The sequence below is a fragment of the Enterobacter wuhouensis genome (assembly GCF_035835995.1).
GTDB classification, from domain to species: domain Bacteria; phylum Pseudomonadota; class Gammaproteobacteria; order Enterobacterales; family Enterobacteriaceae; genus Enterobacter; species Enterobacter wuhouensis.
In genome coordinates this window covers 602,897-626,541 of sequence record NZ_CP142124.1, presented here as the reverse complement: position 1 = coordinate 626,541, position 23,645 = coordinate 602,897, and the positions used below count along the sequence as shown (strand labels likewise).

The window sequence follows — 23,645 nt, the reverse complement described above, 5'->3', positions numbered from 1 at the left end:
AAGTTAATCCTTAAGTAATTTTTGCAAAATACCAAGCTCAAGCTGATGGCGATTTTCCTGTAACTTATTGATAAGTTCATCTTCTTTCTGCCATATACGTTGGAGCCCGATAAGCTGTAATTGAGTTTCAAGGGGGGGAACCGGGATAGCGACATCCAGCAACGCTGATTTAGTTATTAACTGAATGTTGGTGCCACTCCGATGAAACCATTGCTGAATCATCGGATGGTTTAACAACCAGCACAGGTATTCGGGGACAATCTCACGCTCTTGTCTTCTGAGGCTAACAATCAGGAACTGGCTGGTAGCAACCACAGGAACCTCGCCACGATAGACAACTGCCAGATTACGATTCCCTCTGGCCGCAACGACAATCTCCCCCTGTTCAAGAAATGGGGGAGCGATTCGTTGTTCCCATACAACAGTAGGTAGTGCTTTGTGATCGAACTGCCAGTCCTGATCGAGGTCTTTAATCTGTAACAGACGCACATCTCCTTCAGGGTCAGGCGTGATTGCTCCCCTCAGAGTGTGGCCTGAACGGATGCTTGCAATTTGGCCTAACTGTTTTAAAGATGTTGGCATACGGGCCCCTGATTCATTGCACCATCCCTGGTGCATCTATTCTTAAGCGTGGCGATTATAAATTTTTTTTAAGCCATTGAGATATCTTGTCAGAAAGCCCATACCACGCACCGTCTCCCCGCAAACCAGTGACGAGTAAACCATCATCGTTATCCATAACGGCTTTGAGATAATCGCGAACTTGAGTTGCCGTTTGCTCGGTGACAATAATCCAGGTTGATTCCAGAGGATGACACCAGGTCCCATAAGACTTGATGCGCTCAATGAGCGGGGCATAATCTTTCTGCTTTCGCAGATCGTAAGAAATTTGATAAGCTGACATAGATTTGATCTCCTAATTTAGACGTTTGGGTTTGAGTCAACGCGACAGATTGCAGTCTGTCGCACCTCATCACTCAAATCTGTAGATCGTGTACAGAGTTAAAAGTGATTTGGTAAAGCTATGATTGAGCAAAAAGATCAGAATGTAAACTAAAAAATAATGCAGTAGCAGGTCTACAGAGAAGCGGCATCGTAATTTAGGTGCAAAAAAACCGTTCTCTCGCGACTCAACTAACTGATTTTAAATAAATTAAAAAAACCAAAGAAGAATGAAATATGCGCAAATATTTTTAAAGGCTGCGCACTTTTATGCAATTTTGTTAAATAATATGTGTAATATCACTCAAAATTGACGCAAGTTTATCTCATACACGTGCTCCATCTCCCTTCTTACCTCCAGATAGAGCGCATATTTATACATGCCACAAATGGCTTTCCGTTTGGTGGACACCAAATCGTTCTCGTTTGCTAAATTTACTCAGTCTTCAACTTAGCAAAGTCAAACGGACTAATTGATTTTTCTCGATTAATATCCAGATAATCAGCCCACCACTGCAACATTAGCCTCCTCTCCCCCAGATGCTCTGCCTTATGAATGTAAGCCGCTCGCACAGAGTTACGTTCCTGATGACTCATCTGACGCTCTACTGCATCCCTCGACCACAATCCCGACTCAATCAACGAACTACACGCCATTGTCCTGAAACCATGCCCACACACTTCCGTTTTCGTGTCATAGCCCATCACTCGCAAAGCCTTGTTCACCGTATTCTCACTTAGGGGTTTACGTGGATCGTGATCACCAACAAAAATCAGCTCTCGATTCCCACTCATGCTTTTGATCTTTTCCAAAATGGCTAAGGCTTGCCGCGACAAAGGAACAAGATGAGGAGTCCGCATCTTTGAACCGCGCTGAGAATGTTTAACACCTTCCAGCGGTTCACGTTCACCTGGAATCGTCCACATGGCAGTATCAAAATCTACTTCTGACCAGCGGGCAAAACGCAGCTCGCTTGAACGGATGAAAACCAACAAAGTGAGTTCAACCGCCAGTCGGGTTAGCAGTCTTCCAGAATAATGATCGATGCGATGAAGTAATTCAGGTATACGGTTAAGCTCCAAAGCCGCACGATGCTGCCGTTTAGCTGTGGCGACCGCTCCAGCGATCTCTTGTGCGGGGTTGTAATCGATTAAACCACTTTGTACAGCAAACCTCATAATCGCGGTAGTACGCTGCTGTAAACGGGCGGCGACTTCAAGGCGTCCGGATGACTCGACTGCTTTGATGGGTACAAGTAGGTCTCGCGTTTTCAGTTCTGCAATGTTCCGCTTACCAATGACAGCAAAGAGATTATCTTCGAGGCTTTTCAATACACGAGCACTATGTGATGCAGACCATTTCTGATTACTGGCATGCCAGTCTCTGGCGACTACTTCAAACGTTATCGCTTCTTGCTCTTGTTCTACCTTAACAGCTTTCTTGTTCTCACTGGGATCGACGCCATTCGCTAATAGCTTACGGGCCTCATCCCTGCGAGCTCTGGCATCTGCCAATGACACTTCAGGGTATTTCCCCAGCGCCAGCATCTTCTCTTTACCACCAAAGCGATAACGTAGCCGCCAGTATTTGGAGCCGTTAGGGTGAACCAGCAAAACCATGCCTTCACCGTCAGTTAGTTTGTAGGCTTTTGCTTCAGGCTTTGCCGAACGAACCTTCACATCACTCAGAGCCATGATGAGTATCCTTTCAAGGGTTCTGTGTGGGTACAAACATTATCGAACCGGGATATACCCGCAGTTGTACCCGCATCAGTAAGTTGATGTAGATTGAATCAGGTTGACTTAGGTTGAGTGAAAAAGCGAGGAAAGCCTTGCGGATACTGGATTTCAGGCACAAAAAAAGACGTCCGTTGACGTCTATTGATGTTCCGATGGTGCCGAAGGCCGGACTCGAACCGGCACGTATTTCTACGGTTGATTTTGAATCAACTGCGTCTACCGATTTCGCCACTTCGGCACTGAAGGGGATGCGGAAACGTTGTGGATTATACCTGTCGCGCGCCGCCATGCAAGCGACGACGCGCTAAACCCGCGCTAAGTGCCCAAAAAACCAGCGCCCTTCGTCACTCCAGCTCAGACACCGCCAGACGAATCACCCCCGCCGCCTTCTGCTCCGGCAGCTTCAGCACCTTCGCCCACATGTCCTGCACCATATCGCAGGAGAGCTTCTCTTTGCCCACCGCGTTCTCCGGCATCTGCAGCAGCTGGATGTCCTCGCCGTATTTATCCGCCAGCGCCTTCATAATCGGGCGGACGGTCGTCACGGCGGCCTCACGCTCGGCCGGAGTCACATTGTGGCTGTTTTTGCCATACGCCGCGCGCATCATGTCGGCGTCGGCCTGCATGCGCCGCGCCATCATCTGTTTATCCAGCACCCGCACCGGGTTAACGCCGCCCTTCACCGCCGGGTAGAGGAAGCGGAAGCAGGCGTCGTCGCTCACCTTCTGGATGGCGGCTGTCTGCTCCATGTTGGCCTTCATATAATCCACCACGTTGGCGTCCGGGGCGTGCTGCAGGCGCGACATCTGCAGGCTCAAAATCTGCGGCTGGATGACGTCGATGATGTGCTGTTCAGACTCGCCCATCTTCTGCATGGTGAGGATCTGTTCGCGGATGCGCTGCTGGAACGCGGGTTCCTGCTCTTTAATCACCTGCCAGGCGGGCATCGCGTTGAGGGTGGTATCAAGCTGCTGTTCGGGGGTTTGCTGCATGCGCTGCTTGTCGAAGTACACCCAGAACGCCACGGCGGCAGCCGCAATGACGACAATCACAATACGGGTCCACGTTTTATTCATCTCGCATCCTTATCCTTGAGTTATGCCGGTTTACACCGGCACGCCGCTGTGGAAGCGAAACTCGTTGTCCGGTGTCGAGATAAGTGTGGCTTCAATTTCGCCAAAAAGCTGTATGCGCGGTGAGATATCGTCGTCGCTCACCTGCTGGGCCAGCGTCAGGTAGTCCTGATAATGGCGAGCTTCCGAGCGCAGCAGCGAGAGATAAAACTTCTGCAGGTCGTCGTCGAGGTACGGGGCCAGCGCGGCGAAGCGTTCGCAGGAGCGGGCTTCGATGTAGGCGCCGCAGATGAGCTTGTCGATCAGCGTCAGCGGTTCGTGGGTGCGCACTGCCTTCAGCATCCCTTTAGCGTAGCGGCTGGCGGTGATTTTGACGTACGGAATGTCGCGGGCCAGCATCGCCTCGCGCACCTGCCAGAAGTGGTGCAGCTCCTCTTTAATCAGCAGCACCATGCTGTCGATGAGCGCCTGGCCCCACGGGTCGTCGGTTTTGGGCATCACGCTTTTGCCAATCTGCCTGTGCAGGGCGATGAAGTCCGGCTCCGGGCCGTCGCGGAAGGTGAACTGTTCGTAGGGTTTGAGCCAGTCGAGCAGCGCGTCGGCACCGCTTTCGTCGGCGACGTATTTGCGCACGAGTAATAACGCGGTCTGGGCGGCCTTGAGCTCGCACACCATGTGGTCGGTGAGCAGCAGCGGCAGGTTCGCCGGGTCGCGGGCTTTATCAATCCATGCTTGCGGGGTCGGGCACTGGAGGAAGTTGAGTACGGGGGCGAGTATCTGCGGGTAATCCATGGTTCTGCCTTAAAAAAGCGGTGGCGCGCGCCACCGCCTGAAACGCTTAGTGACGCACGCCGTCGTCGTCTTCGTCGATGAAATCTTCGTCGTCGCCTTCTTCGCCGTCTTCACCGTTCGGATCTTCGAAGTAGGTTCCCCAGCCGTCGTATTCCACTTCAAACTTCTCGGCCAGGTTCATCAGCTGTTCAACCTGCGCGTCAATAAGTTCCGCCTTCAGCGCGCCTTCGCTCAGGATATCGCAGCAGATGACGGTGTCGCCCTCTTCCACTTCCAGCTCTTCCGGCTCGGTCACTTCGTAACCCAGCTTGAAGGCTTCCACGGCCATTTTTTCCAGCGCGTCGAAATCGTCGGCAGAGAAATGGTGCTCGATGGTGTACAGCGCGTCCGGATCGCTACCGTCTTCCAGCAGTTCTTCAATAATCAGACGCGTCTCTTCGCGTTGCTCTTCCAGGTGTTCCGGGTTTGCCATGGCTCATTCCTCTTTAAAGTGCGGCAGATACTTCTATTTTCACACACGGACGTGTTTGCCTCCACCTTTGTAAGAAAGAATTGTGAAACGGGGTTGCAAATGAATAATTACACATATAAAGTGAATTTTAATTCAATAAGTGGCATTAGCCATGCGAGGATAAAATGTCCGATTTGTACAAGAAACACTTTCTGAAACTGCTCGATTTTACCCCTGCACAGTTCACTTCTCTGCTGACCCTTGCCGCACAGCTCAAAGCCGATAAAAAAAATGGAAAGGAAGTACAGAAGCTTACCGGTAAAAACATCGCGCTCATCTTCGAAAAAGACTCGACCCGTACACGTTGCTCTTTCGAAGTTGCCGCATTTGACCAGGGCGCACGCGTCACCTATTTAGGGCCGAGCGGCAGCCAGATTGGGCATAAAGAGTCAATTAAGGACACCGCACGGGTTCTCGGGCGGATGTACGACGGCATTCAGTATCGCGGTCACGGCCAGGAAGTGGTCGAGACGCTGGCGCAGTATGCGGGCGTGCCGGTGTGGAACGGGCTGACCAACGAGTTCCATCCGACCCAGCTGCTGGCGGACCTGCTGACCATGCAGGAGCACCTGCCGGGCAAGGCGTTTAACGAGATGACGCTGGTCTACGCGGGTGACGCGCGCAACAACATGGGCAACTCGATGCTGGAAGCGGCGGCGCTGACCGGGCTGGATCTGCGCCTGGTGGCCCCGAAAGCCTGCTGGCCGGAAGAGAGCCTGGTGGCGGAGTGCAGCGCGCTGGCGGAGAAGCACGGCGGGAAGATCACGCTGACGGAAGACGTGGCGGCGGGCGTTAAGGGCGCGGACTTTATCTATACCGACGTCTGGGTGTCGATGGGCGAAGCCAAAGAGAAGTGGGCGGAGCGGATTGCGCTGCTGCGCGGGTATCAGGTGAACGCGCAGATGATGGCGCTGACCGGCAACCCAAACGTGAAGTTCCTGCACTGTCTGCCGGCGTTCCATGACGACCAGACCACGCTCGGCAAGCAGATGGCGAAGGAGTTCGACCTGCACGGCGGGATGGAGGTGACGGACGAGGTGTTTGAGTCGGCGGCGAGCATCGTGTTCGACCAGGCGGAAAACCGGATGCATACGATTAAGGCGGTGATGGTGGCGACGCTTGGGGAGTGATTTAATCCTCTGCGGTCTGGTGCCCTCACCCCGGCCCTCTCCCACAGGGAGAGGGAGAACACCTAACCCGTAGGCCCGTGCAAGCGAAGCGCCGCCGAGCAAACCGGCTCCATTTCATTGATTTTTCACCCCGAAAAAGGTACGTTTTCGCCTTAATTCCAGCGTGGACATGCCAGCATTATGCCGATTATTCAGTCTGTTGAACGTGCCTTGCAGATCCTCGACCTGTTCAACGAGCAGGCCACCGAGCTTAAGATCACCGACATCAGCAAACTGATGGGGCTGAGCAAGAGTACCCTCCACTCGCTGCTGAAAACCCTGCAGCTTCACGGCTATATCGATCAGAACCCGGAAAACGGTAAGTATCGCCTCGGCATGAAGCTGGTCGAGCGCGGCCATTTTGTCGTGGGCTCCATCGATATTCGCCAAAAGGCAAAAGGCTGGCTGACGGAGCTGTCCCAGCGGACCGGGCAAACCACCCATCTGGGGATCCTGGACGGGCGTGAAGGGGTCTATATCGAGAAGATTGAAGGCAAGCTGGCCGCCATCGCCTATTCGCGCATCGGCCGCCGCCTGCCGGTTCACGCCACCGCTATCGGCAAGGTGCTGATTGCCTGGCTGGGCGAGGCCGAGCTGAACGCCCTGCTGGAGGGCTATCAGTACACCACCTTTACGCCCGCCACCCTCGCGTCTCGCGAAGCGTTAATGAGCGCCCTGACGCAGACCCGCGAGCAGGGTTACGCCCTGGATAGCGAAGAGAACGAGCAGGGCGTGCGCTGCGTTGCGGTGCCGGTGTGGAACCACGAGTCCCGCGTCATCGCCGCCCTGAGCCTCTCGACCTTGACCTCCCGCGTGGACGATGCGGAGCTGGCTAATTTCCGCGAGCAGCTTCAGCAGGCCGGGCTCGCGCTCTCACGCGCCCTGGGCTATGCCGGCTCGTAGGTGAAGTAGTCGAAGTCCGCGTGGCAGCCGTCGCCGCTGATGTCCTCGCAGTGCAGCCCCACAAACGCGCCGGTGAAGAAGCCGCGCCCGCCGACGTAGTCATCCGACAGCTTCCACGCCTCATAGGTTACCGGCACGTCGTGCCACGTCTCGCCGTCGAACGAGTAGCTGTAGCGGTAGACCAGCGTATCCACGTCCACCCGCAGCCAGACGCTCTCCGCGCTCTCCGGCACCGGAATCGGCTGCTCGTGCAGCGGCCACGACGGCACGTTGTGGTCGAGCTGAATAACCTTGATGGTTCTGCCCTGCCCCTCCTCGTAGTCCACAAAGCAGTAGCTCCAGTTTTTGCTGTTGTAGTAGCAGGTCAGCCCCGCGCTCTGCTGGAAGTGGACCGGCGAAAACTGCATCCGCGTCTCTGAGCGGAAGGCGAAGTGCTGCCAGCGTCGCGCCACGGTCGACTGGGTAAAGGTCGAGTTGAGGGAGTCGTTGCCGTAGAGCCGTAAATAGCCCGGGCGCGCGGTGAACGAGCCGAGGGTGTCGTCGAACGGAATGCGCAGGGTCTGCAGCTCCGGGTCAAGCGAACTGGCGTCGAAATCGTCCCGCCAGCTGCTCTGAACGGCAGCGGGCTGCTCGGCCACCTGCGGGCCTTTCACGGTCAGCTGCGCGTGCTTGCCGCCTTCCACGTACGGCCAGCCGTCGCGCCACTCAATGCGGGCGATGCCGGTCTCGCGCCCCAGCGGGCAGTAGCCGCGCCCGCCGGAGGCCAGCAGCGGCACGCGGGGCAGGCGCAGCGGGCGGCTGGTGAGGTAGGCCATGTACCACTCTCCGGTGTGGGTCTGCAGCAGCGAGCCGTGTCCGCTCTTCTGCAGCGGGTTCTCCGGCAGGTGCCAGCTGGTCATCATCGTCACGTCCGGGTGCAGCTCGTACGGCCCGTCAATATTTTTGGAACGCAGCACCACAACCGCGTGCTCGTAGCTGGTGCCGCCCTCGGCCACCATCAGGTAGTACCATCCCGCGTGGCGATACAGGTGCGCCCCCTCGGTGTAGCAGAGCGGCGTGCCGGTAAATAGCGTTTTGCGCTCGGGCGAGAGGGTGCCGGTCTGCGGGTCAAACGCCTGCAACACGATGGTGTTGTGCGGGTTACTGTGGTGGCGCGGCCCCCACGGGCGGTAGATATAGTACTTGCGGCCATCGTCGTCGTGAAACAGGGACGGGTCAAACCCGCCGTTGCCCATCGGGATCGGCTCGCTCCACGGCCCCTCGATGGAGGGTGCGGTGACGAGGTAGTTACGGCCGTTTTTCCACGGCGAGTCGACAATCTTCACGTCGGTGTAGAGCAGCCAGAATTTGCCGTCGGCGTAGCTCAGGCACGGCGCCCAAATGCCGCCGGAGTCCGGGTTGCCCTTCATGTCCAGCATCGACACGCGGTCCAGCGGCGTGCTGACCAGCGACCAGTTTTTCAGGTCGCGGGAGTGGTAGATGCGCACGCCCGGGAACCACTCGAAGGTCGAGGTGGCGATGTAGTAGTCCTCGCCCTGGCGGCACAGGGACGGGTCCGGGTTGAAGCCGGTGAGTATCGGGTTAGTGATTTCCATATTGCCTCCGGTTAATGGGATGCGGCTGTCGCGGCGTCGGGAACGGCCTCGCCCTGCGCCGCGCGGTGCTTGATCAGCTGCTGGCTGATGGCCTCCACGCGGGCGTCGGTGAGCTTATAAAACGACAGCATGATGAACATGCCCGCATAGAGCACCACGGGCACCACGCAGAACAGAATTTTGATGGTGGTCAGCACCTCGACCGGCTGCACGCTGCTGCTGGCGGAATAGTTCACGTACGCGAGGATCCAGCCCACCACCGCCCCGCCAATCGCCAGGCCAATCTTCAGGCTGAACAGGTAGGTGGAGAACACCAGCCCGTCGAGGCGGCGACCGCTGCGGCTCTCCTCGTAATCCACCACGTCAGAGGCCATCAGCCACTGAAGCGGCGTGGTGGTGTTAAAGACGAACAGGAACAGGATGTTGAGGGCAAAAATGAGCGCGATGTGCTCGGCCGGGGTGATGAAAATCAGCAGGCTGATCAGCGAGTAGGCGACGATGATCCACTTGAAGGCGGTGACGCGGTCGAAGCGGCCCAGCAGGCGGGAGGAGCAGAGCGAACCGAACATGGTAGCAAGGCTACCGTAGAGTAAGAACTGGGTCGCCATCTCCGGGTGATCCATCACGTATTTCACGAAGTAGAGCGTCGCCCCGCCGCGCACCACGTTGGAGCAGGTCGCCATCATCTTGAACGCGCACATGATCCGCCACTGGCTATTGCCCAGCAGCAGCTTAAGATCTTTCGCCACCGACGAGCCCGGCTGCACCTCAAAGGCGTAGCGCTCTTTGGTGGTGAAGAAGCAGACGTAAAGCAGCACCACGCCGCTCAGCCCGAGCACGCACATGGCGCCGAAATAGCCCACCTGCTCGTCCCCTTTGCCGATGATGCTGACCAGCGGCAGCGCGATGCCGCTGATGGCAAGCGAGCCCGCCGCCGCGAGGAAGAAACGCCACGACTGCAGGGCGTGACGCTCTTTCGGGTCGGCGGTAATGACGCCCGGCATGGCGCAGTACGGCACGTTAACGAAGGTGTAGACCAGGGTCAGGAGAATGTAGGTCACGCAGGCGTAGATGATTTTGCCCTGCGCGGAGAAGTCCGGCGTGTAGAAGGTCAGCACGCAGACGATGCCAAACGGGATGGCACCCCACAGCAGAAACGGGCGGAACTGGCCGTGCCGCGTGCGGGTGCGGTCTACCAGCAGCCCCATCAGCGGGTCGGTGACGGCGTCGAGCACGCGGGAGACCAAAAACAGCGTGCCCATAATCCCCGCCGACAGGCCGAAGACGTCGGTGTAGAAGTAGGCCAGCAGGAACATCGTGGCCTGCCAGACGAAGCCGCAGGCGGTGTCACCGAGCCCGTAGCCAATTTTGTCTTTCATGGTTAATTGCGTCATCAGAATTACACCCTTATGTAGTGTGCTGAATTTACAACGTCGTGTTACAGGAGTGTAATGAGCTGTTCAATTAACCAGCAATGGTCATATCTTATTTCCGAATTACGTTATTTTGCTTTTGTGACACGGCACGATATATCACAACATATTGTTTATATTGATAAATTAAAGAAACGCGAAAGCCGTCCGCGGAATATTTTCCGCAGACGGTTTTATCTCTGAAAATAATTAAATGCCGAGCGATTTTTTACCGGCGTTAATTACCTCAATGATTTTATCGGTGTCATAAATACAGCCTTTCCAGGTGCCGCCGCTTACCGACTGCAGTGCTGCCCACAGCCGGGTGTCGTCCGGCAAAAAGTCGTGGGCGTGCAGGTCCGGATGCGTCTGCCGCCGCGCCAGCTCGCGCGCGCCTTCCTCAGGCGTCAGCGGGTTGTCCGCCGTGCCGATGAAGTTCACGCTGCCTGTTAACGTCAGGCGGTCGACGGCAATCTCGATGATGTCGTTATCGCGCAGCTTGCCAATCGGCCCGCCCGCCAGCGCCTCCGGCGACACGTGGCCGAAGCAGGCGCCCGTCGACACGCCCGAGAAGCGCGCATCGGTGATTAACGATACCGTTTTGCCCCACGAAATATGCTTCAGCGCGGAGGTGAGCTGGTAGGTCTCTTCCATGCCGGTGCCGGACGGCCCGCCGCCGATCACCACCATGATATCGCCCTGCGCAATCTCTTCCCGCTTGATGGCCTTGATCGCCTGCGCTTCCGAGACAAACACCCGCACCCGGCCGGTGTGGCGGTAAACGCCATCTTCGCCCACCACCGACGGGTCGATCGCCGTGGCCTTGATCACCGAACCTTCCGGCGCGATGTTGCCCGTCGGGAAGCAGACCGTCGAGGTCAGCCCTTTCGCTTTCGCCTTCTCCGGCAGCAGGATCACGTCATCCGGATCCACGCCGTCCTGCTCGCGCAGGCACTGGCGGAAGCGTGCCCGGCGCTCGGATGCCTGCCACCAGTCGAGGTTCTCGCCCACCGTCTGGCCGGTGACGGTCATGGCGTCCAGATGCAGCAGGCCGAGGTCGCGCAGGTGGAGCATCACCTCCGGCACGCCGCCCGCGAGGAACGCGCGCACGGTCGGGTGATAGTCCGGGCCGTTGGGCAGCACGCTGACCAGACGCGGCACTTTACGGTTGACGCGCGTCCAGTGCTCAACGTCCGGGATCGTGCAGCCCGCCGCGTGGGCGATGGCCGGAATGTGCAGCAGCAAATTGGTGGAGCCGCCGAACGCCGCGTGGATCACCATCGCGTTTTCGATGGCTTTGTCGGTGAGGATATCGCGCGTGGTGATGCCGCGGTTATCCAGCTCGCTCACCGCCCGCGCCGACTGTCGGGCGATCTCCAGCCACACCGCCTGCCCGGACGGGGCCAGCGCGGAGTGCGGCAGCGCCAGACCCAGCGCTTCCGCGACCACCTGCGAGGTGCCCGCCGTGCCGAGGAACTGACACCCGCCGCCCGGCGAGGCGCAGGCGCGACAGCCCAGCTCGGCGGCCTCCTGCAGGGAGAGTTCGTGGTTGGCAAAGCGTGCGCCGATGGTCTGGACCTTGCCAGCGTCTTCCCCCACGGTCGGCGGCAGCGTCGCCCCGCCCGGCACCAGAATGGTCGGCAGGTCGTGCATTGCGGCCAGCGCAATCATGGTGGCGGGCAGCCCTTTATCGCAGGTTGCCACGCCGATCACCGCCCGGCGCGTCGGCAGGGAGCGGATCAGGCGGCGAAACACGATCGCCGCGTCGTTGCGGTACGGCAGGGAGTCGAACATGCCGTGCGTGCCCTGCGAGCGTCCGTCGCACGGATCGCTGACGAAGGCCGCAAACGGGATCCCGCCGTTGCGGGTAATCTCCTTCGCCGCCGCCTGCATCTGCATGCCGATCTCCCAGTGCCCGGTGTGGTAGCCCAGCGCGACCGGGCGTCCGTCACCGGCGCGGATGCCGCCCTGGGTGCCGATGATCAGCACCTCTTTGCCAGTGAGCTTGTTAGCGTCCCAGCCCATCCCGGCGTTCTGCGTCATGCCGAACAGGTTGCCGCTGGGGGATTCCATCAGCATCTGCGGGGTCAGCGGCAGCGCGCCCTGCGGCCCCGCCGCGTGGGTGATCACCGCATAAAACGCGTCGTCCTGCGGGGTGAAAATTTTCTCAATGGTCATCGTTATCGTCCGGCTCAGCAGAGCTTGAGCTGTTGCAGCAGGGTTTTCAGCTGCGCCCTGCGCGGCTCGTCCAGCGGCGAGGCGGGCGGCAGCACGTGCGTGGAGATCGGGCGACCACAAAGCACGATCGCCTCTTTAATGACGTTCACAAACGGCGTATCCAGCTGATACATCTGCGGAATTTGCAGCAAGGTCTGATGATACCCGGCCGCTTTCGCCACGTCCCCGTCGCGCCAGGCTTTCAGAAGATTTACCGACACCTGCGGGGCAAAGTTGCCGCTCGCCGAGATCGCCCCGTCGCCGCCGAGCAGCAGGGTATTAAAGAGGTGATCGTCGTAGCCGCAGAGTACGGTGAAGTGCGGATGAGCGCCTTTGACGGTATGGATCATGCTGCGCAGGTGGGCGACGGAGTCGATGGTGTCTTTGATGCCGATAATGTTGCTGCGCGAGTCGGCGAGGGTTTTCACCAGCGTCGGTGTCAGATCCTGCCCGGTCAGCGCCGGGAAGTTATAGAGCATCACCGGCAGCGTAACGCTGTCGGCCACCTGCTCGAAATAGCGGATCAGGTTCGCTTCCGACACTTTCCAGTAGTAGGGGTTAATCACCACGATGCCGTCCGCGCCCGCCTGCTGCGCGTGCTGGCTGAGTTCAATAGTTTCCCGGGCGTTGGTGCCGCCGGTGCCGATCAGCACCGGCACGCGACGATCGACGTGATCGATAGCAAAGCGGGCAATGGTTTTACGCTCTTCGGCGCCTAGCTGGGAGAACTCGCCGCCGCTGCCCAGGAAGAACAGGCCGTCAACGCCTGCTTTGATGAGATCGTCGATTAGCGCGGCGGTGCCCTGCTTATCGAGCTGGCCATCGGCGGTAAAGATGGTGGAGACAGGGGGAATGATTCCCGTGAACAACGCGAACTGCGGCATAAGATCTCCTTGCTGAATCATTTTGTTCTACATTATAGAACAGCGTTCATTAATTTAACGATCATACTATGACGCAGAAAATGGGCAGGTAAATGGGAAGGGAAGAAGGAGTGTGGGAAATTTAAGCTGGATCACATATTGCCCCTCACCCCGGCCCTCTCCCCAAAGGGGCGAGGGGGAAAAGATGGCTCAGTGCAGTTCCCTCTCCCCTTTGGGGAGAGGGTTAGGGTGAGGGGTTACTCCATTAACATCTTAACCACCACTTTCCTGACCTTAGCAGGCGCCCCTACCGCGCACAGCGGCTTATGCACTTCACCCGGCCAGAACACCACAAAATCCCCTTCGCTCAGCACCACGGTTTTCTCCTGCTCACCTTCCGGCAGGAACGCGATGTCTTTGTCCGCCAGCCAGTCGGTGTCCGGCGCGCCGTGCGGCAGGGTGCTGAAGGTCATCCCTTCCTGGCCCTTCATCACGATCTGAATATCCAGATAGCGCGCGTGGTACTCGGCGCGGCGCTCGGCGAACGGCTGGGTCATGTCTTCGGAGACCAGATAAAACAGGCTGTTGCCGTTGATGTCGTGCTTGCCCAGCGGCGTGGCGTCGGTGACGTTCGCTTTAACGTGCTCAATGGCTTGGCGCAGATCGTCAGGCAGCCAGGACTGCAGATGGTGGATGTTGCCGATAATCATGTTTTAACCCTCAATATAAAACAATGTTTCATTTTCATCTTTTATACGAGAATCCCGGCTGCCATACCAGCCCTTTTTGGACGAGGTTTGCGCGAGCGCATGTTTATCGGAAAAGGTGTTAATTTGCTGTTAACCCTGCCCAGGCAATTATGCAGGGGTTATGCATAACCTCGATCAGCGCTTATCGCACGGCTGTTCTAACCTCTTGATCATGCTCTCTAATTAACAAAACCCGTTGCCGCCTCACACTTTACTGTTTTGATAATTTGCTCTAAAAAACCATAATTATTTATTGATTTTTCTTAAGTCAAAAATAGTTAATTACGTTAATTGCATAGCCATTCTCATACATAATATTTATCATTTAAAATCAGCCACATAACAACTTATTTCAAAAGATTAAAATCTACAAAATAATAACAACCTCAAATAATGCCACCGGATCCTGCTTAGCTATTCACCCCTCGATAATATGAAATTAATCATTATCTGATTCGAATCATGCAAATGAAAACAAACCCCTTAATATCCTGTTTCGCGTGAGCAGCATCACAATACGGATTATTTAACTGCCTAGTATGAATCACGAAATCAATTGAGCTTAGCCGCCATGCAATTAAATACATTACATGGCGCATGCCCTTTTTATTCTGAAAAACAGTTAAAGGAATAATTATGGAAAAGCATTACGTCGGTTCTGAAATTGGTCAATTGCGTAGCGTTATGCTGCACCGCCCAAATTTAAGTCTTAAACGTTTAACCCCGTCAAACTGTCAGGAGCTGTTATTTGATGACGTGCTCTCGGTTGAGCGGGCGGGCGAGGAGCATGACATCTTCGCAAACACGCTGCGCGAGCAGGGTGTGGAAGTCCTGCTGTTAACCGACCTCCTGACACAAACGCTTGATATTGCAGAGGCAAAATCCTGGCTGCTGGAAACGCAAATCTCCGACTATCGCCTCGGGCCGACCTTTGCCGGCGACGTGCGCGGCTGGCTGGCGGATATGCCGCACCGCGAACTGGCACGCAGGCTGAGCGGCGGATTAACCTACGGCGAAATTCCGGCGGCCATTAAAAATATGGTGGTGGATACCCATACGGCGAATGATTTTATTATGAAGCCGCTGCCGAACCATTTATTTACCCGCGACACCTCGTGCTGGATTTATAACGGCGTCTCTATTAACCCTATGGCGAAACCGGCCCGTCAGCGTGAAACCAATAACCTGCGGGCAATATATCGCTGGCACCCGGCGTTTGCCGACGGTGATTTTATTAAGTATTTCGGCGACGAGAATATTAATTACGACCACGCCACCTTAGAGGGCGGCGACGTATTAGTGATTGGCCGAGGGGCGGTACTGATCGGCATGTCCGAGCGCACGACGCCGCAGGGCGTGGAGTTTCTCGCCAACAGCCTGTTCAAACACCGCCAGGCCGAGCGCGTGATCGCCGTTGAGCTGCCGAAACACCGCTCCTGCATGCACCTCGACACCGTCATGACCCACATCGACGTGGACACCTTCTCCGTCTACCCGGAAGTGGTGCGTAAGGACGCCCAGTGCTGGACGCTCACCCCGGACGGGCGCGGCGGCCTGCAGCGCACCCAGGAAACCGACCTGCTGCACGCCATCGAGAAAGCGCTCGGCATTAGCCAGGTGCGCCTGATCACCACCGGCGGCGACGCCTTTGAAGCGGAACGCGAGCAGTGGAACGACGCCAACAACGTGCTGACCATTCGCCCGGGCGTGGTGATCGGCTACGAGCGCAACGTCTGGACCAACGAGAAGTACGACAAAGCGGGCATCACCGTGCTGCCCATCCCCGGTGATGAACTCGGACGCGGCCGCGGCGGCGCGCGCTGCATGAGCTGCCCGCTTGAACGCGACGGAATTTAAAGGAGCCATCATGGAACGAAAACCCACTTTGGTTGTGGCGCTTGGCGGCAACGCGCTGCTCAAGCGCGGCGAGCCGCTGGAAGCGGAGATCCAGCGCCAGAACATCGAGCAGGCCGCCCGCACCATCGCCGGATTAACGGAGCAGTGGCGCGTGGTGCTGGTGCACGGCAACGGCCCGCAGGTCGGGCTGCTGGCGCTGCAGAACAGCGCCTACGACAAAGTGACGCCCTACCCGCTGGACGTTCTCGGCGCCGAAAGCCAGGGAATGATCGGCTACATGCTCCAGCAGGCGCTGAAAAACAATCTGCCCCAGCGCGAGGTGAGCGTCCTGCTCACGCAGGTGGAAGTGGACCCCGCCGACCCGGCATTCAGCAACCCGACCAAGTACATCGGCCCGGTTTACAGCGAAGCCCAGGCGAAAGCGCTGGCCGCAGAAAAAGGCTGGGTGTTTAAGGCCGACGGGCGCTACGTCCGCCGCGTGGTGCCGTCGCCTCAGCCGAAGCGCATCGTCGAGCGCGACGCCATCACGGCGCTTATTCAGCGCGACCATCTGGTGATCTGCAACGGCGGCGGCGGCGTGCCGGTGGTGGAGAACGCCAACGGCTATCGCGGGATTGAGGCGGTGATCGACAAAGACCTCTCCGCCGCCCTGCTGGCGAGGCAAATCGAGGCCGACGCCCTGCTGATCCTGACCGATGCCGACGCGGTGTACCTCGACTGGGGCAAGCCGACCCAGCGCCCGCTGGCGCAGGTAACGCCGGAGCTGCTCAAAGGCATGCAGTTCGACGCCGGATCGATGGGGCCGAAAGTGGCCGCCTGCCGCGAGTTTGTTGAGGCCTGCGGCGGCATTGCCGGGATCGGCGCGCTGGCCGACGGCGCGGAGATCCTGGCGGGCGAGAAAGGCACGTTGATTCGTAACTAACCCCCCTCCCCTCACCCTAACCCTCTCCCCAAAGGGGAGAGGGGACGATTACACCCTCTCCCCTTTGGGGAGAGGGCTGGGGTGAGGGGTAAGGTTTTAGACACTAATTTTAAAAAGGATTTACCCATGACCATCAACCTGAAAAACCGCAACTTCCTGAAACTGCTGGACTACACCCCGGCGGAGATCCAGTACCTGATCGACCTCGCCATCGAGCTGAAGGCCGCCAAAAAGGCCGGGCGCGAAAAGCAAACCCTGGTCGGGAAAAACATCGCCCTGATCTTTGAAAAAACCTCCACCCGCACCCGCTGCGCCTTCGAAGTGGGCGCGTTCGACCAGGGCGCGCAGGTCACCTACCTCGGCCCAAGCGGATCGCAGATTGGCCATAAAGAGTCGATGAAGGACACCGCCCGCGTATTAGGCCGTATGTATGACGGCATCGAATACCGCGGCTACGGCCAGGCTATCGTCGAAGAGCTGGGCGAGTACGCGGGCGTGCCGGTGTGGAACGGCCTGACCGACGAGTTCCACCCCACGCAAATCCTCGCCGACCTGATGACCATGCTGGAACATTCGCCGGGCAAAACCCTGCCGGAGCTGAGCTTTGCCTACCTCGGCGACGCGCGTAACAACATGGGCAACTCGCTGATGGTCGGCGCGGCCAAGATGGGCATGGATATCCGCCTCGTCGCGCCGAAATCCTTCTGGCCGGAAGCCGGGCTGGTTGAGCAGTGCCGCGCCATCGCCAAAGAGACGGGCGCGCGCATCACCCTCACCGACAATGTCGAAGAAGGCGTGCGGGGCACCGATTTCCTCTACACCGACGTGTGGGTCTCCATGGGCGAGCCGAAGGAGGCCTGGGCCGAGCGCGTCAGCCTGATGAAGCCGTATCAGATTAACGCGGAAGTGATGAAGGCCACCGGCAACCCGAACGTCAAATTTATGCACTGCCTGCCGGCGTTCCACAACGAGCACACCAAAGTGGGCCGCGAGATCGAGATGGCGTACGGCCTGAAGGGGCTGGAGGTGACGGAAGAGGTCTTCGAATCACCGAACTCCATCGTCTTCGACGAAGCAGAGAACCGCATGCACACCATTAAAGCGGTCATGGTGGCGACACTCGGCGACTAATCACCGCCCGGCGCGCCGCGGGGTGCGCCGGGTTCAGGAGAACATCATGGGCAAGTTCAAGTTTCCCTCCGCTTACACCATTCTCTTTTTTCTGATTGCCGTCGTGGCCGTGCTGACGTGGATTGTGCCGGCCGGGCAGTACCATATGGCGATGAACGAGGCGCTCGGCAAAGAAGTCCCGGTTGCCGGAACCTACGCGCACGTCGCGGCGCATCCGCAGGGGCTGGTTTCGGTGCTGATGGCGCCGATTGCCGGACTGTACGATCCGGAGTCCGGCCAGGCCGGGGCGATCGACGTGGCACTGTTTATCCTGATCATCGGGGGCTTTCTCGGGATCGTCACCAAAACCGGCGCGATTGACGCCGGGATCGAACGCGTCACCACTCGCCTGCTCGGCCGCGAGGAGTGGATGATCCCGATCCTGATGGCGCTGTTTGCCGCAGGCGGCACCATCTACGGCATGGCCGAAGAGTCGCTGCCGTTTTACACACTGCTTGTTCCGGTGATGCTGGCGGCGCGGTTCGATCCGGTTGTTGCCGCCTCCACCGTGCTGCTCGGGGCGGGGATCGGCACCCTCGGTTCCACCATCAACCCGTTCGCCACGGTGATCGCCGCCAACGCTGCGGGGATCCCTTTTACTAACGGCATCATCTTGCGCGTGGCGCTGCTGGTCATCGGCTGGATCATCTGCGTGGCGTGGGTGATGCGCTACGCCCGTAAGGTACGCAAGGATCCGTCGCTCTCCATCGTTGCGGATAAGCAGGAGGAGAACCTCGCCCACTTCCTCGGCAACAGGGGCGAGCAGTCGCTGGAATTTACCCCGGTGCGCAAGCTCATCCTGGTGATTTTCGCGCTTGCCTTCGCGGTGATGATCTACGGCGTGGCGGTGCTGGGCTGGTGGATGGCGGAGATCTCGGCGGTGTTTCTCGCCAGCGCCATCATCGTCGGCCTGATCGCCCGCATGAGCGAAGAGGAGCTGACGTCGACGTTTATCAACGGCGCGCGAGATTTGCTGGGCGTCGCGCTGATTATCGGCATCGCGCGCGGTATCGTAGTGATCATGGATAAGGGCATGATTACCCACACCATTTTGCACAGCGCCGAGGGGATGGTCACCGGGTTGTCGACGGTGGCATTCATCAACGTGATGTACTGGCTGGAGGTGGTGCTGTCGTTTCTTGTGCCTTCTTCGTCCGGCCTGGCCGTTCTGACGATGCCGATCATGGCACCGCTTGCCGATTTCGCTAACGTCAACCGCGACCTGGTGGTTACGGCTTACCAGTCGGCGTCCGGTATCGTTAACCTGATCACCCCCACCTCTGCCGTCGTGATGGGCGGGCTGGCTATTGCCCGCGTGCCCTACGTGCGCTATCTGAAATGGGTGGCGCCGCTGCTGGGTATTCTAACGGTGGTGATTATGGTGGCGTTAAGCCTGGGTGCCCTGTTGTAATTTGCCGGATGGCGCTGCGCTTATCCGGCCTACGGATCGGTGCGGTGCCACCGGTTATTTCGGGAACTGATATGGGAACTATGATGGATTACGAAGAGTACTCTCCCAAAGAGCAACTACAGCTAACGGTCTGCCAGCGTCTGATCGCGGAAAAGAGCTATCTCTCTCAGGAGGAGATCCGCCGGGACTTGCAGGAGCGTGGTTTTGAGACCATCAGCCAGTCCACCGTTTCACGCCTGCTTAAATTGCTCGGTGTCATAAAAATTCGAAATGCCAAAGGGCTAAAGATTTATTCGCTGAATCCACAGCTGCGCCCTGCCCCCGATGCCGCGCGCACCGTCTCCGAAATGGTGGTGAGCGTGGAGCACAATAGCGAATTTATCCTTATCCATACGGTTGCCGGATATGGCCGCGCGGTGGCGCGTATTCTGGATTACCACCAGTTGCCGGAAATTTTAGGCGTGGTTGCCGGAAGCAGTATCGTCTGGGTCGCCCCCCGCGTCGTAAAGCGCACCGCGCTGGTGCATAAGCAAATTAATTATTTACTCAGAACGCATTAATATTCATAAAGAACCGTTTGCATTGAGTAAAGCGTGCATTAAATCGCTTGATCCGAAAAGCGAGCTGCGTATAATGCCCGACAATTTGCCGGGAGGAAGCATGGTCAAGCGTGTACGACATAACGTCTTACCGCGTCTGAAATCAGACGCTGGCCTGCCGTTTTTCTTCCCGTTGCTAAACCTATTCCCAGAGCCCCTCATTTGAGGGGCTTTTTTTTGCCCGGCGTCAGGAGATAAACATGAATCCGCTTTATCAAAAACACATCATTTCCATAAACGACCTCAGCCGCGAAGAGCTGGAACTGGTTCTGGAAACCGCGGCAAAACTGAAGGCCAATCCGCAACCGGAGCTGCTGAAGCACAAGGTGATTGCGAGCTGCTTCTTCGAAGCCTCGACCCGCACCCGCCTCTCCTTTGAGACCTCCATGCATCGCCTGGGCGCGAGCGTGGTGGGCTTCTCGGACAGCAGCAACACGTCGCTGGGTAAAAAAGGCGAGACCCTGGCGGATACCATTTCGGTTATCAGCACCTACGTCGACGCGATTGTGATGCGTCATCCGCAGGAGGGCGCGGCACGCCTGGCGACCGAGTTTTCCGGCGGCATTCCGGTACTGAACGCCGGTGACGGTGCCAACCAGCACCCGACGCAGACCCTGCTCGATCTCTTCACCATTCAGGAGACGCAGGGCCAGCTTGAGAACCTGAACATCGCCATGGTTGGCGACCTGAAGTACGGCCGCACCGTCCACTCCCTGACCCAGGCGCTGGCGAAATTTAACGGCAACCGCTTCTTCTTCATCGCGCCTGACGCACTGGCGATGCCGCAGTACATTCTCGACATGCTGGATGAGAAAGGCATCGCGTGGAGCCTGCACGCCAGCATCGAAGAGGTGGTGGGCAACGTGGATATTCTCTACATGACCCGCGTGCAGAAAGAGCGTCTTGACCCGTCCGAGTACGCCAACGTGAAGGCGCAGTTCGTGCTGCGCGCCAGCGACCTCGAGGGCGCGCGCGACAACATGAAGGTGCTGCACCCGCTGCCGCGCATCGATGAGATCCACACCGACGTGGATAAAACGCCGCACGCCTGGTACTTCCAGCAGGCCGGAAACGGCATCTTCGCCCGCCAGGCGTTACTGGCACTGGTTCTGAATCGCGAATTGGCACTGTAAGGGGAAACGACAATGACACACGATAACAAACTCCAGGTTGAAGCCATCAAGCGTGGCACCGTGATTGACCACATCCCTGCGCAGGTGGGCTTTAAGCTGCTGACGCTGTTCAAACTGACCGAAACCGACCAGCGCATCACCATCGGCCTGAACCTGCCGTCGGGCGAGATGGGCCGCAAAGACCTGATCAAAATCGAGAATACCTTCCTGACCGACGAGCAGGTCAACCAGCTGTCGCTGTACGCGCCGGACGCCACGGTTAACCGCATCGACGATTACGACGTGGTGGGTAAATCGCGCCCGAGCCTGCCGGATCGTATTGAAAGCGTGCTGGTCTGCCCGAACAGCAACTGCATCAGCCACGCCGAGCCGGTTTCATCCAGTTTTGCAGTGAAAAAACGCGCCAACGACATCGCGCTCAAATGCAAATACTGCGAAAAAGAGTTTTCTCATTATGTGGTGCTGGCCAACTAATTGAGGTTGGTAAAGGATCCCGGCCTCCCTATAATGGCCGGGACTCTTAAATCAGCTGTTATTCTGGAGAAATCATGACCAAAGTACTCGCGACGGAAAATGCACCAGCGGCTATCGGCCCATACGTTCAGGGCGTTGATCTGGGCAGCATGATCATCACTTCGGGCCAGATCCCGGTGAACCCAAAAACCGGTGAAGTGCCGGCCGACGTGGCGGCGCAGGCGCGTCAGTCGCTGGAAAACGTGCAGGCTATCGTTGAATCTGCAGGCCTGAAAGTGGGCGATATCGTGAAAACCACCGTGTTCGTGAAAGATCTGAACGACTTCGCGACCGTTAACGCCACTTACGAAGCCTTCTTCACCGAGCACAACGCCACCTTCCCGGCGCGCTCCTGCGTGGAAGTGGCGCGTCTGCCTAAAGACGTGAAAATTGAAATCGAAGCGATTGCCGTACGTCGCTAATTTATTTCAATAAAGAAAAGGCAGCTCGGGCTGCCTTTTTTATTTCGAACACTTTTACCCTCTGTATAAAATGACACATAGCCCGGTCCATTATTAGACTCTCCTCGCCTTGTAATATTCTCTAATAACGGATGAGTAATGAAACTGTCAAAAATTGCACTTGCCGTCGCAACGTTAACCGTTGCGTCTTCCGCACTTGCTCACGGATATATTGAATCACCAGCCAGCCGCGCTTATATGTGCAAACTGGGCCAGAATATTGATTGTGGTTCCGTCCAGTACGAACCACAGAGCGTGGAAAAAACCTCTGGCTTCCCGACCGGCGCACTGCCACCGGACGGCCAGCTCGCCAGCGCAGGCATCTCCCAGTATTCTCAGCTGGATAAGCAAAGCCTGAACGCGTGGACCAAAACCCCAATGACGGCGGGCCCACATGAATTCGTCTGGCACCATACCGCGCCACATAAAACCGTTAACTGGCGTTATTATATTACCAAACAAAACTGGGATCCAAATAAGCCACTGTCTCGCGACCAGTTTGAATTAACGCCGTTCTGTACCATCAACGGAAATAGCCAGGCACCGGCGGTTACCCAGCCAATGAACTGTAATGTTCCTGAGCGTACCGGCTACCAGGTTATTTACGGCGTATGGGAAATTGCAGACACCACAAATAGTTTCTATCAGGCCATTGACGTTGATTTCGGTAACGGCGGCAACGTTACGCCAGACGAAACGCCTGCCGTTGTTTCCCAGTGGAGCAAAACCCTGAGCGGCCAGATCGCGGGTAATAACCTGAACGCGGGCGATAAGGTGATTGCACGCTTCTTCGATGCTAACGGCGAAGTGACCTCCATGCGTACCGAAATGACCATCGGCTCCGCCGAGCAGGGCGACGCTAACCAGTGGTCTTACGATCTGGCGCAGAAAATCAATACCGCCCAGAGCGACGTGCGCGTCGGCGTGAAGGATGAAGCAGGTGAGATTAGCCCTGTTCACGGCGCGAACAGCGTCTTCGTGAAAGACGGCAGCACGCTGCAGTCCGTCGCGATTTCGTATGAAGAGCAGAAGGCGGAAGTGAACGAAACGATCGCCGTTACCGATCTGCAGTACAGCAAAATCGAGCACGGCAACGCGACCGTGACCTTCCACGTGAACACCAAAGGTGACGTGAACGTGGAAGCTCACGTGATGAACCACCACGGTGCGGAAAAAGGCTACCTGAAGCAGGACATGAACAACGCCAACCAGGACGTGACCATGACCCTGAATGACGTGACCCCTGGCCACCACATGCTGAAATACTACGCGACCAATAAAGACGGCACCATGTTCGCCCAGGACGTGCTGAACCTGATGCTGGAAGGCGATGCAGCGGCAGACAGCACCGGTCACCACGACTTCACCTTCCCGAACAATATCGCGTCCTACAAGGCAGGTACCGTAGTGCTGCAGCCTAAAGACGGTAAGACCTACGAATGTAAGCCTTTCCCGTACAGCGGCTACTGCGTGCAGTACAGCCCAACCGCCAACCAGTATGAGCCAGGCGTTGGCGCACACTGGAAAGAGGCGTGGGTGTTGAAGAACTAGTCCCCTCACCCCGGCCCTCTCCCCAAAGGGGAGAGGGTGTTAAAGTCCCCTCTCCCCTTTGG

At 57.5% G+C, this 23,645-nt stretch carries 24 protein-coding genes, 1 tRNA gene and 1 pseudogene; 13 read left to right on the top strand and 13 right to left on the bottom strand.

The window, feature by feature from the left end:
* Positions 1-3: 3 nt before the first annotated feature.
* From VPX56_RS03045 to rraB, 7 genes are all read right to left on the bottom strand, one after another.
* On the bottom strand, positions 4-582 hold the full coding sequence (locus tag VPX56_RS03045) for a restriction endonuclease subunit S (protein ID WP_326469784.1): 579 nt from the start codon (positions 580-582) through the stop codon (positions 4-6).
* Between the two features lie 55 nt (positions 583-637).
* Positions 638-904: a hypothetical protein gene (locus tag VPX56_RS03040; protein WP_326469783.1), complete on the bottom strand. Its 267-nt coding sequence runs from the start codon at positions 902-904 to the stop codon at positions 638-640.
* Positions 905-1,377: 473 nt separating this feature from the next.
* Complete coding sequence (locus tag VPX56_RS03035; RefSeq protein ID WP_326469781.1) at positions 1,378-2,637, bottom strand: tyrosine-type recombinase/integrase; 1,260 nt, start codon at positions 2,635-2,637, stop codon at positions 1,378-1,380.
* Positions 2,638-2,835: 198 nt separating this feature from the next.
* A tRNA-Leu gene (locus tag VPX56_RS03030) sits at positions 2,836-2,920 on the bottom strand.
* A 106-nt stretch (positions 2,921-3,026) separates the two neighbouring features.
* Positions 3,027-3,758, bottom strand: coding sequence for a topoisomerase II (locus VPX56_RS03025; RefSeq protein ID WP_131634120.1), 732 nt, complete (start codon positions 3,756-3,758; stop codon positions 3,027-3,029).
* A gap of 30 nt (positions 3,759-3,788) precedes the next feature.
* On the bottom strand, positions 3,789-4,547 hold the full coding sequence (miaE, locus tag VPX56_RS03020) for a tRNA isopentenyl-2-thiomethyl-A-37 hydroxylase MiaE (protein WP_131634121.1): 759 nt from the start codon (positions 4,545-4,547) through the stop codon (positions 3,789-3,791).
* A gap of 46 nt (positions 4,548-4,593) precedes the next feature.
* Complete coding sequence (gene rraB, locus VPX56_RS03015) at positions 4,594-5,019, bottom strand: ribonuclease E inhibitor RraB (protein WP_119935749.1); 426 nt, start codon at positions 5,017-5,019, stop codon at positions 4,594-4,596.
* Positions 5,020-5,118: 99 nt separating this feature from the next.
* Here rraB and argL point away from each other — a divergent pair, with 99 nt between their 5' ends.
* The 3 genes from argL (at position 5,119) to xynR (ending at position 7,130) form a co-directional block, all read left to right on the top strand.
* A complete protein-coding gene (gene argL, locus VPX56_RS03010) occupies positions 5,119-5,214 on the top strand; it encodes a putative translational regulatory protein ArgL (protein ID WP_233606871.1) in 96 nt (31 codons plus the stop codon).
* Positions 5,184-6,188, top strand: a complete 1,005-nt coding sequence (gene argF, locus VPX56_RS03005; protein WP_023299201.1) for an ornithine carbamoyltransferase — start codon at positions 5,184-5,186, stop codon at positions 6,186-6,188. The genes argL and argF (VPX56_RS03005) overlap by 31 nt, the downstream gene beginning before the upstream one ends.
* 180 nt (positions 6,189-6,368) lie before the next feature.
* Positions 6,369-7,130, top strand: a complete 762-nt coding sequence (gene xynR / locus VPX56_RS03000; RefSeq protein ID WP_131634122.1) for a DNA-binding transcriptional repressor XynR — start codon at positions 6,369-6,371, stop codon at positions 7,128-7,130.
* Here the strand turns inward: xynR and VPX56_RS02995 are convergent.
* From VPX56_RS02995 to VPX56_RS02975, 5 genes are all read right to left on the bottom strand, one after another.
* Positions 7,115-8,725 (bottom strand): glycoside hydrolase family 43 protein, encoded by a 1,611-nt coding sequence (locus VPX56_RS02995; RefSeq protein WP_326469775.1) that lies wholly within the window; start codon positions 8,723-8,725, stop codon positions 7,115-7,117. The genes xynR and VPX56_RS02995 overlap by 16 nt on opposite strands.
* Before the next feature lie 11 nt (positions 8,726-8,736).
* Entirely contained in the window at positions 8,737-10,119 is a 1,383-nt protein-coding gene (locus VPX56_RS02990; protein ID WP_131634124.1) for an MFS transporter, read from the bottom strand.
* 228 nt (positions 10,120-10,347) lie between these two features.
* A complete protein-coding gene (gene yagF / locus VPX56_RS02985; RefSeq protein ID WP_326469773.1) occupies positions 10,348-12,315 on the bottom strand; it encodes a xylonate dehydratase YagF in 1,968 nt (655 codons plus the stop codon).
* A 14-nt stretch (positions 12,316-12,329) separates the two neighbouring features.
* Positions 12,330-13,238 (bottom strand): 2-keto-3-deoxygluconate aldolase, encoded by a 909-nt coding sequence (yagE, locus tag VPX56_RS02980; RefSeq protein ID WP_326469771.1) that lies wholly within the window; start codon positions 13,236-13,238, stop codon positions 12,330-12,332.
* A 236-nt stretch (positions 13,239-13,474) separates the two neighbouring features.
* The gene (locus VPX56_RS02975) at positions 13,475-13,927 is read right to left on the bottom strand and encodes a YhcH/YjgK/YiaL family protein (RefSeq protein ID WP_326469769.1); all 453 of its coding nucleotides are present in this window, start codon (positions 13,925-13,927) and stop codon (positions 13,475-13,477) included.
* A 675-nt stretch (positions 13,928-14,602) separates the two neighbouring features.
* Here VPX56_RS02975 and arcA point away from each other — a divergent pair.
* The 5 genes from arcA to VPX56_RS02950 all read left to right on the top strand — a co-directional run bounded on the left by arcA (position 14,603) and on the right by VPX56_RS02950 (position 19,886).
* Complete coding sequence (gene arcA / locus VPX56_RS02970) at positions 14,603-15,823, top strand: arginine deiminase (protein ID WP_326469767.1); 1,221 nt, start codon at positions 14,603-14,605, stop codon at positions 15,821-15,823.
* Positions 15,824-15,833: 10 nt separating this feature from the next.
* Complete coding sequence (locus VPX56_RS02965) at positions 15,834-16,745, top strand: carbamate kinase (protein ID WP_326469765.1); 912 nt, start codon at positions 15,834-15,836, stop codon at positions 16,743-16,745.
* Positions 16,746-16,871: 126 nt separating this feature from the next.
* The gene (gene argF, locus VPX56_RS02960) at positions 16,872-17,876 is read left to right on the top strand and encodes an ornithine carbamoyltransferase (RefSeq protein WP_326469763.1); all 1,005 of its coding nucleotides are present in this window, start codon (positions 16,872-16,874) and stop codon (positions 17,874-17,876) included.
* Between the two features lie 46 nt (positions 17,877-17,922).
* Entirely contained in the window at positions 17,923-19,326 is a 1,404-nt protein-coding gene (locus VPX56_RS02955) for a YfcC family protein (protein ID WP_326469761.1), read from the top strand.
* Positions 19,327-19,406: 80 nt separating this feature from the next.
* A complete protein-coding gene (locus tag VPX56_RS02950) occupies positions 19,407-19,886 on the top strand; it encodes an arginine repressor (protein ID WP_003863366.1) in 480 nt (159 codons plus the stop codon).
* A 3-nt stretch (positions 19,887-19,889) separates the two neighbouring features.
* On the opposite strand, the pseudogene VPX56_RS02945 reads toward VPX56_RS02950, so the two are convergent.
* Positions 19,890-20,007: pseudogene (locus VPX56_RS02945) on the bottom strand (hypothetical protein).
* Here VPX56_RS02945 and VPX56_RS02940 point away from each other — a divergent pair.
* The 5 genes from VPX56_RS02940 to gbpA all read left to right on the top strand — a co-directional run bounded on the left by VPX56_RS02940 (position 19,987) and on the right by gbpA (position 23,583).
* Entirely contained in the window at positions 19,987-20,091 is a 105-nt protein-coding gene (locus VPX56_RS02940) for a pyrBI operon leader peptide (protein ID WP_022646880.1), read from the top strand. The pseudogene VPX56_RS02945 and the gene VPX56_RS02940 sit on opposite strands and share 21 nt — an antisense overlap.
* 34 nt (positions 20,092-20,125) lie before the next feature.
* The gene (gene pyrB / locus VPX56_RS02935; RefSeq protein WP_131634131.1) at positions 20,126-21,058 is read left to right on the top strand and encodes an aspartate carbamoyltransferase; all 933 of its coding nucleotides are present in this window, start codon (positions 20,126-20,128) and stop codon (positions 21,056-21,058) included.
* Positions 21,059-21,070: 12 nt separating this feature from the next.
* Positions 21,071-21,532 carry an aspartate carbamoyltransferase regulatory subunit gene (gene pyrI / locus VPX56_RS02930; protein ID WP_003863370.1) on the top strand — a complete coding sequence of 154 codons (462 nt, stop codon included), beginning with the start codon at positions 21,071-21,073 and terminating at the stop codon, positions 21,530-21,532.
* A 74-nt stretch (positions 21,533-21,606) separates the two neighbouring features.
* The gene (ridA, locus tag VPX56_RS02925) at positions 21,607-21,993 is read left to right on the top strand and encodes a 2-iminobutanoate/2-iminopropanoate deaminase (RefSeq protein ID WP_014882305.1); all 387 of its coding nucleotides are present in this window, start codon (positions 21,607-21,609) and stop codon (positions 21,991-21,993) included.
* A 138-nt stretch (positions 21,994-22,131) separates the two neighbouring features.
* Complete coding sequence (gene gbpA, locus VPX56_RS02920) at positions 22,132-23,583, top strand: N-acetylglucosamine-binding protein GbpA (protein ID WP_326469758.1); 1,452 nt, start codon at positions 22,132-22,134, stop codon at positions 23,581-23,583.
* Positions 23,584-23,645: the final 62 nt, after the last annotated feature.

Coding starts and splice junctions, on each gene's coding strand:
- VPX56_RS03045 (WP_326469784.1), bottom strand. CDS start 582: ATGCCAACATCTTTAAAACAGTTAGGCCAAATTGCAAGCATCCGTTCA.
- VPX56_RS03040 (WP_326469783.1), bottom strand. CDS start 904: ATGTCAGCTTATCAAATTTCTTACGATCTGCGAAAGCAGAAAGATTAT.
- VPX56_RS03035 (WP_326469781.1), bottom strand. CDS start 2,637: ATGGCTCTGAGTGATGTGAAGGTTCGTTCGGCAAAGCCTGAAGCAAAA.
- VPX56_RS03025 (WP_131634120.1), bottom strand. CDS start 3,758: ATGAATAAAACGTGGACCCGTATTGTGATTGTCGTCATTGCGGCTGCC.
- miaE (WP_131634121.1), bottom strand. CDS start 4,547: ATGGATTACCCGCAGATACTCGCCCCCGTACTCAACTTCCTCCAGTGC.
- rraB (WP_119935749.1), bottom strand. CDS start 5,019: ATGGCAAACCCGGAACACCTGGAAGAGCAACGCGAAGAGACGCGTCTG.
- argL (WP_233606871.1), top strand. CDS start 5,119: ATGAATAATTACACATATAAAGTGAATTTTAATTCAATAAGTGGCATT.
- argF (WP_023299201.1), top strand. CDS start 5,184: ATGTCCGATTTGTACAAGAAACACTTTCTGAAACTGCTCGATTTTACC.
- xynR (WP_131634122.1), top strand. CDS start 6,369: ATGCCGATTATTCAGTCTGTTGAACGTGCCTTGCAGATCCTCGACCTG.
- VPX56_RS02995 (WP_326469775.1), bottom strand. CDS start 8,725: ATGGAAATCACTAACCCGATACTCACCGGCTTCAACCCGGACCCGTCC.
- VPX56_RS02990 (WP_131634124.1), bottom strand. CDS start 10,119: ATGACGCAATTAACCATGAAAGACAAAATTGGCTACGGGCTCGGTGAC.
- yagF (WP_326469773.1), bottom strand. CDS start 12,315: ATGACCATTGAGAAAATTTTCACCCCGCAGGACGACGCGTTTTATGCG.
- yagE (WP_326469771.1), bottom strand. CDS start 13,238: ATGCCGCAGTTCGCGTTGTTCACGGGAATCATTCCCCCTGTCTCCACC.
- VPX56_RS02975 (WP_326469769.1), bottom strand. CDS start 13,927: ATGATTATCGGCAACATCCACCATCTGCAGTCCTGGCTGCCTGACGAT.
- arcA (WP_326469767.1), top strand. CDS start 14,603: ATGGAAAAGCATTACGTCGGTTCTGAAATTGGTCAATTGCGTAGCGTT.
- VPX56_RS02965 (WP_326469765.1), top strand. CDS start 15,834: ATGGAACGAAAACCCACTTTGGTTGTGGCGCTTGGCGGCAACGCGCTG.
- argF (WP_326469763.1), top strand. CDS start 16,872: ATGACCATCAACCTGAAAAACCGCAACTTCCTGAAACTGCTGGACTAC.
- VPX56_RS02955 (WP_326469761.1), top strand. CDS start 17,923: ATGGGCAAGTTCAAGTTTCCCTCCGCTTACACCATTCTCTTTTTTCTG.
- VPX56_RS02950 (WP_003863366.1), top strand. CDS start 19,407: ATGATGGATTACGAAGAGTACTCTCCCAAAGAGCAACTACAGCTAACG.
- VPX56_RS02940 (WP_022646880.1), top strand. CDS start 19,987: ATGGTCAAGCGTGTACGACATAACGTCTTACCGCGTCTGAAATCAGAC.
- pyrB (WP_131634131.1), top strand. CDS start 20,126: ATGAATCCGCTTTATCAAAAACACATCATTTCCATAAACGACCTCAGC.
- pyrI (WP_003863370.1), top strand. CDS start 21,071: ATGACACACGATAACAAACTCCAGGTTGAAGCCATCAAGCGTGGCACC.
- ridA (WP_014882305.1), top strand. CDS start 21,607: ATGACCAAAGTACTCGCGACGGAAAATGCACCAGCGGCTATCGGCCCA.
- gbpA (WP_326469758.1), top strand. CDS start 22,132: ATGAAACTGTCAAAAATTGCACTTGCCGTCGCAACGTTAACCGTTGCG.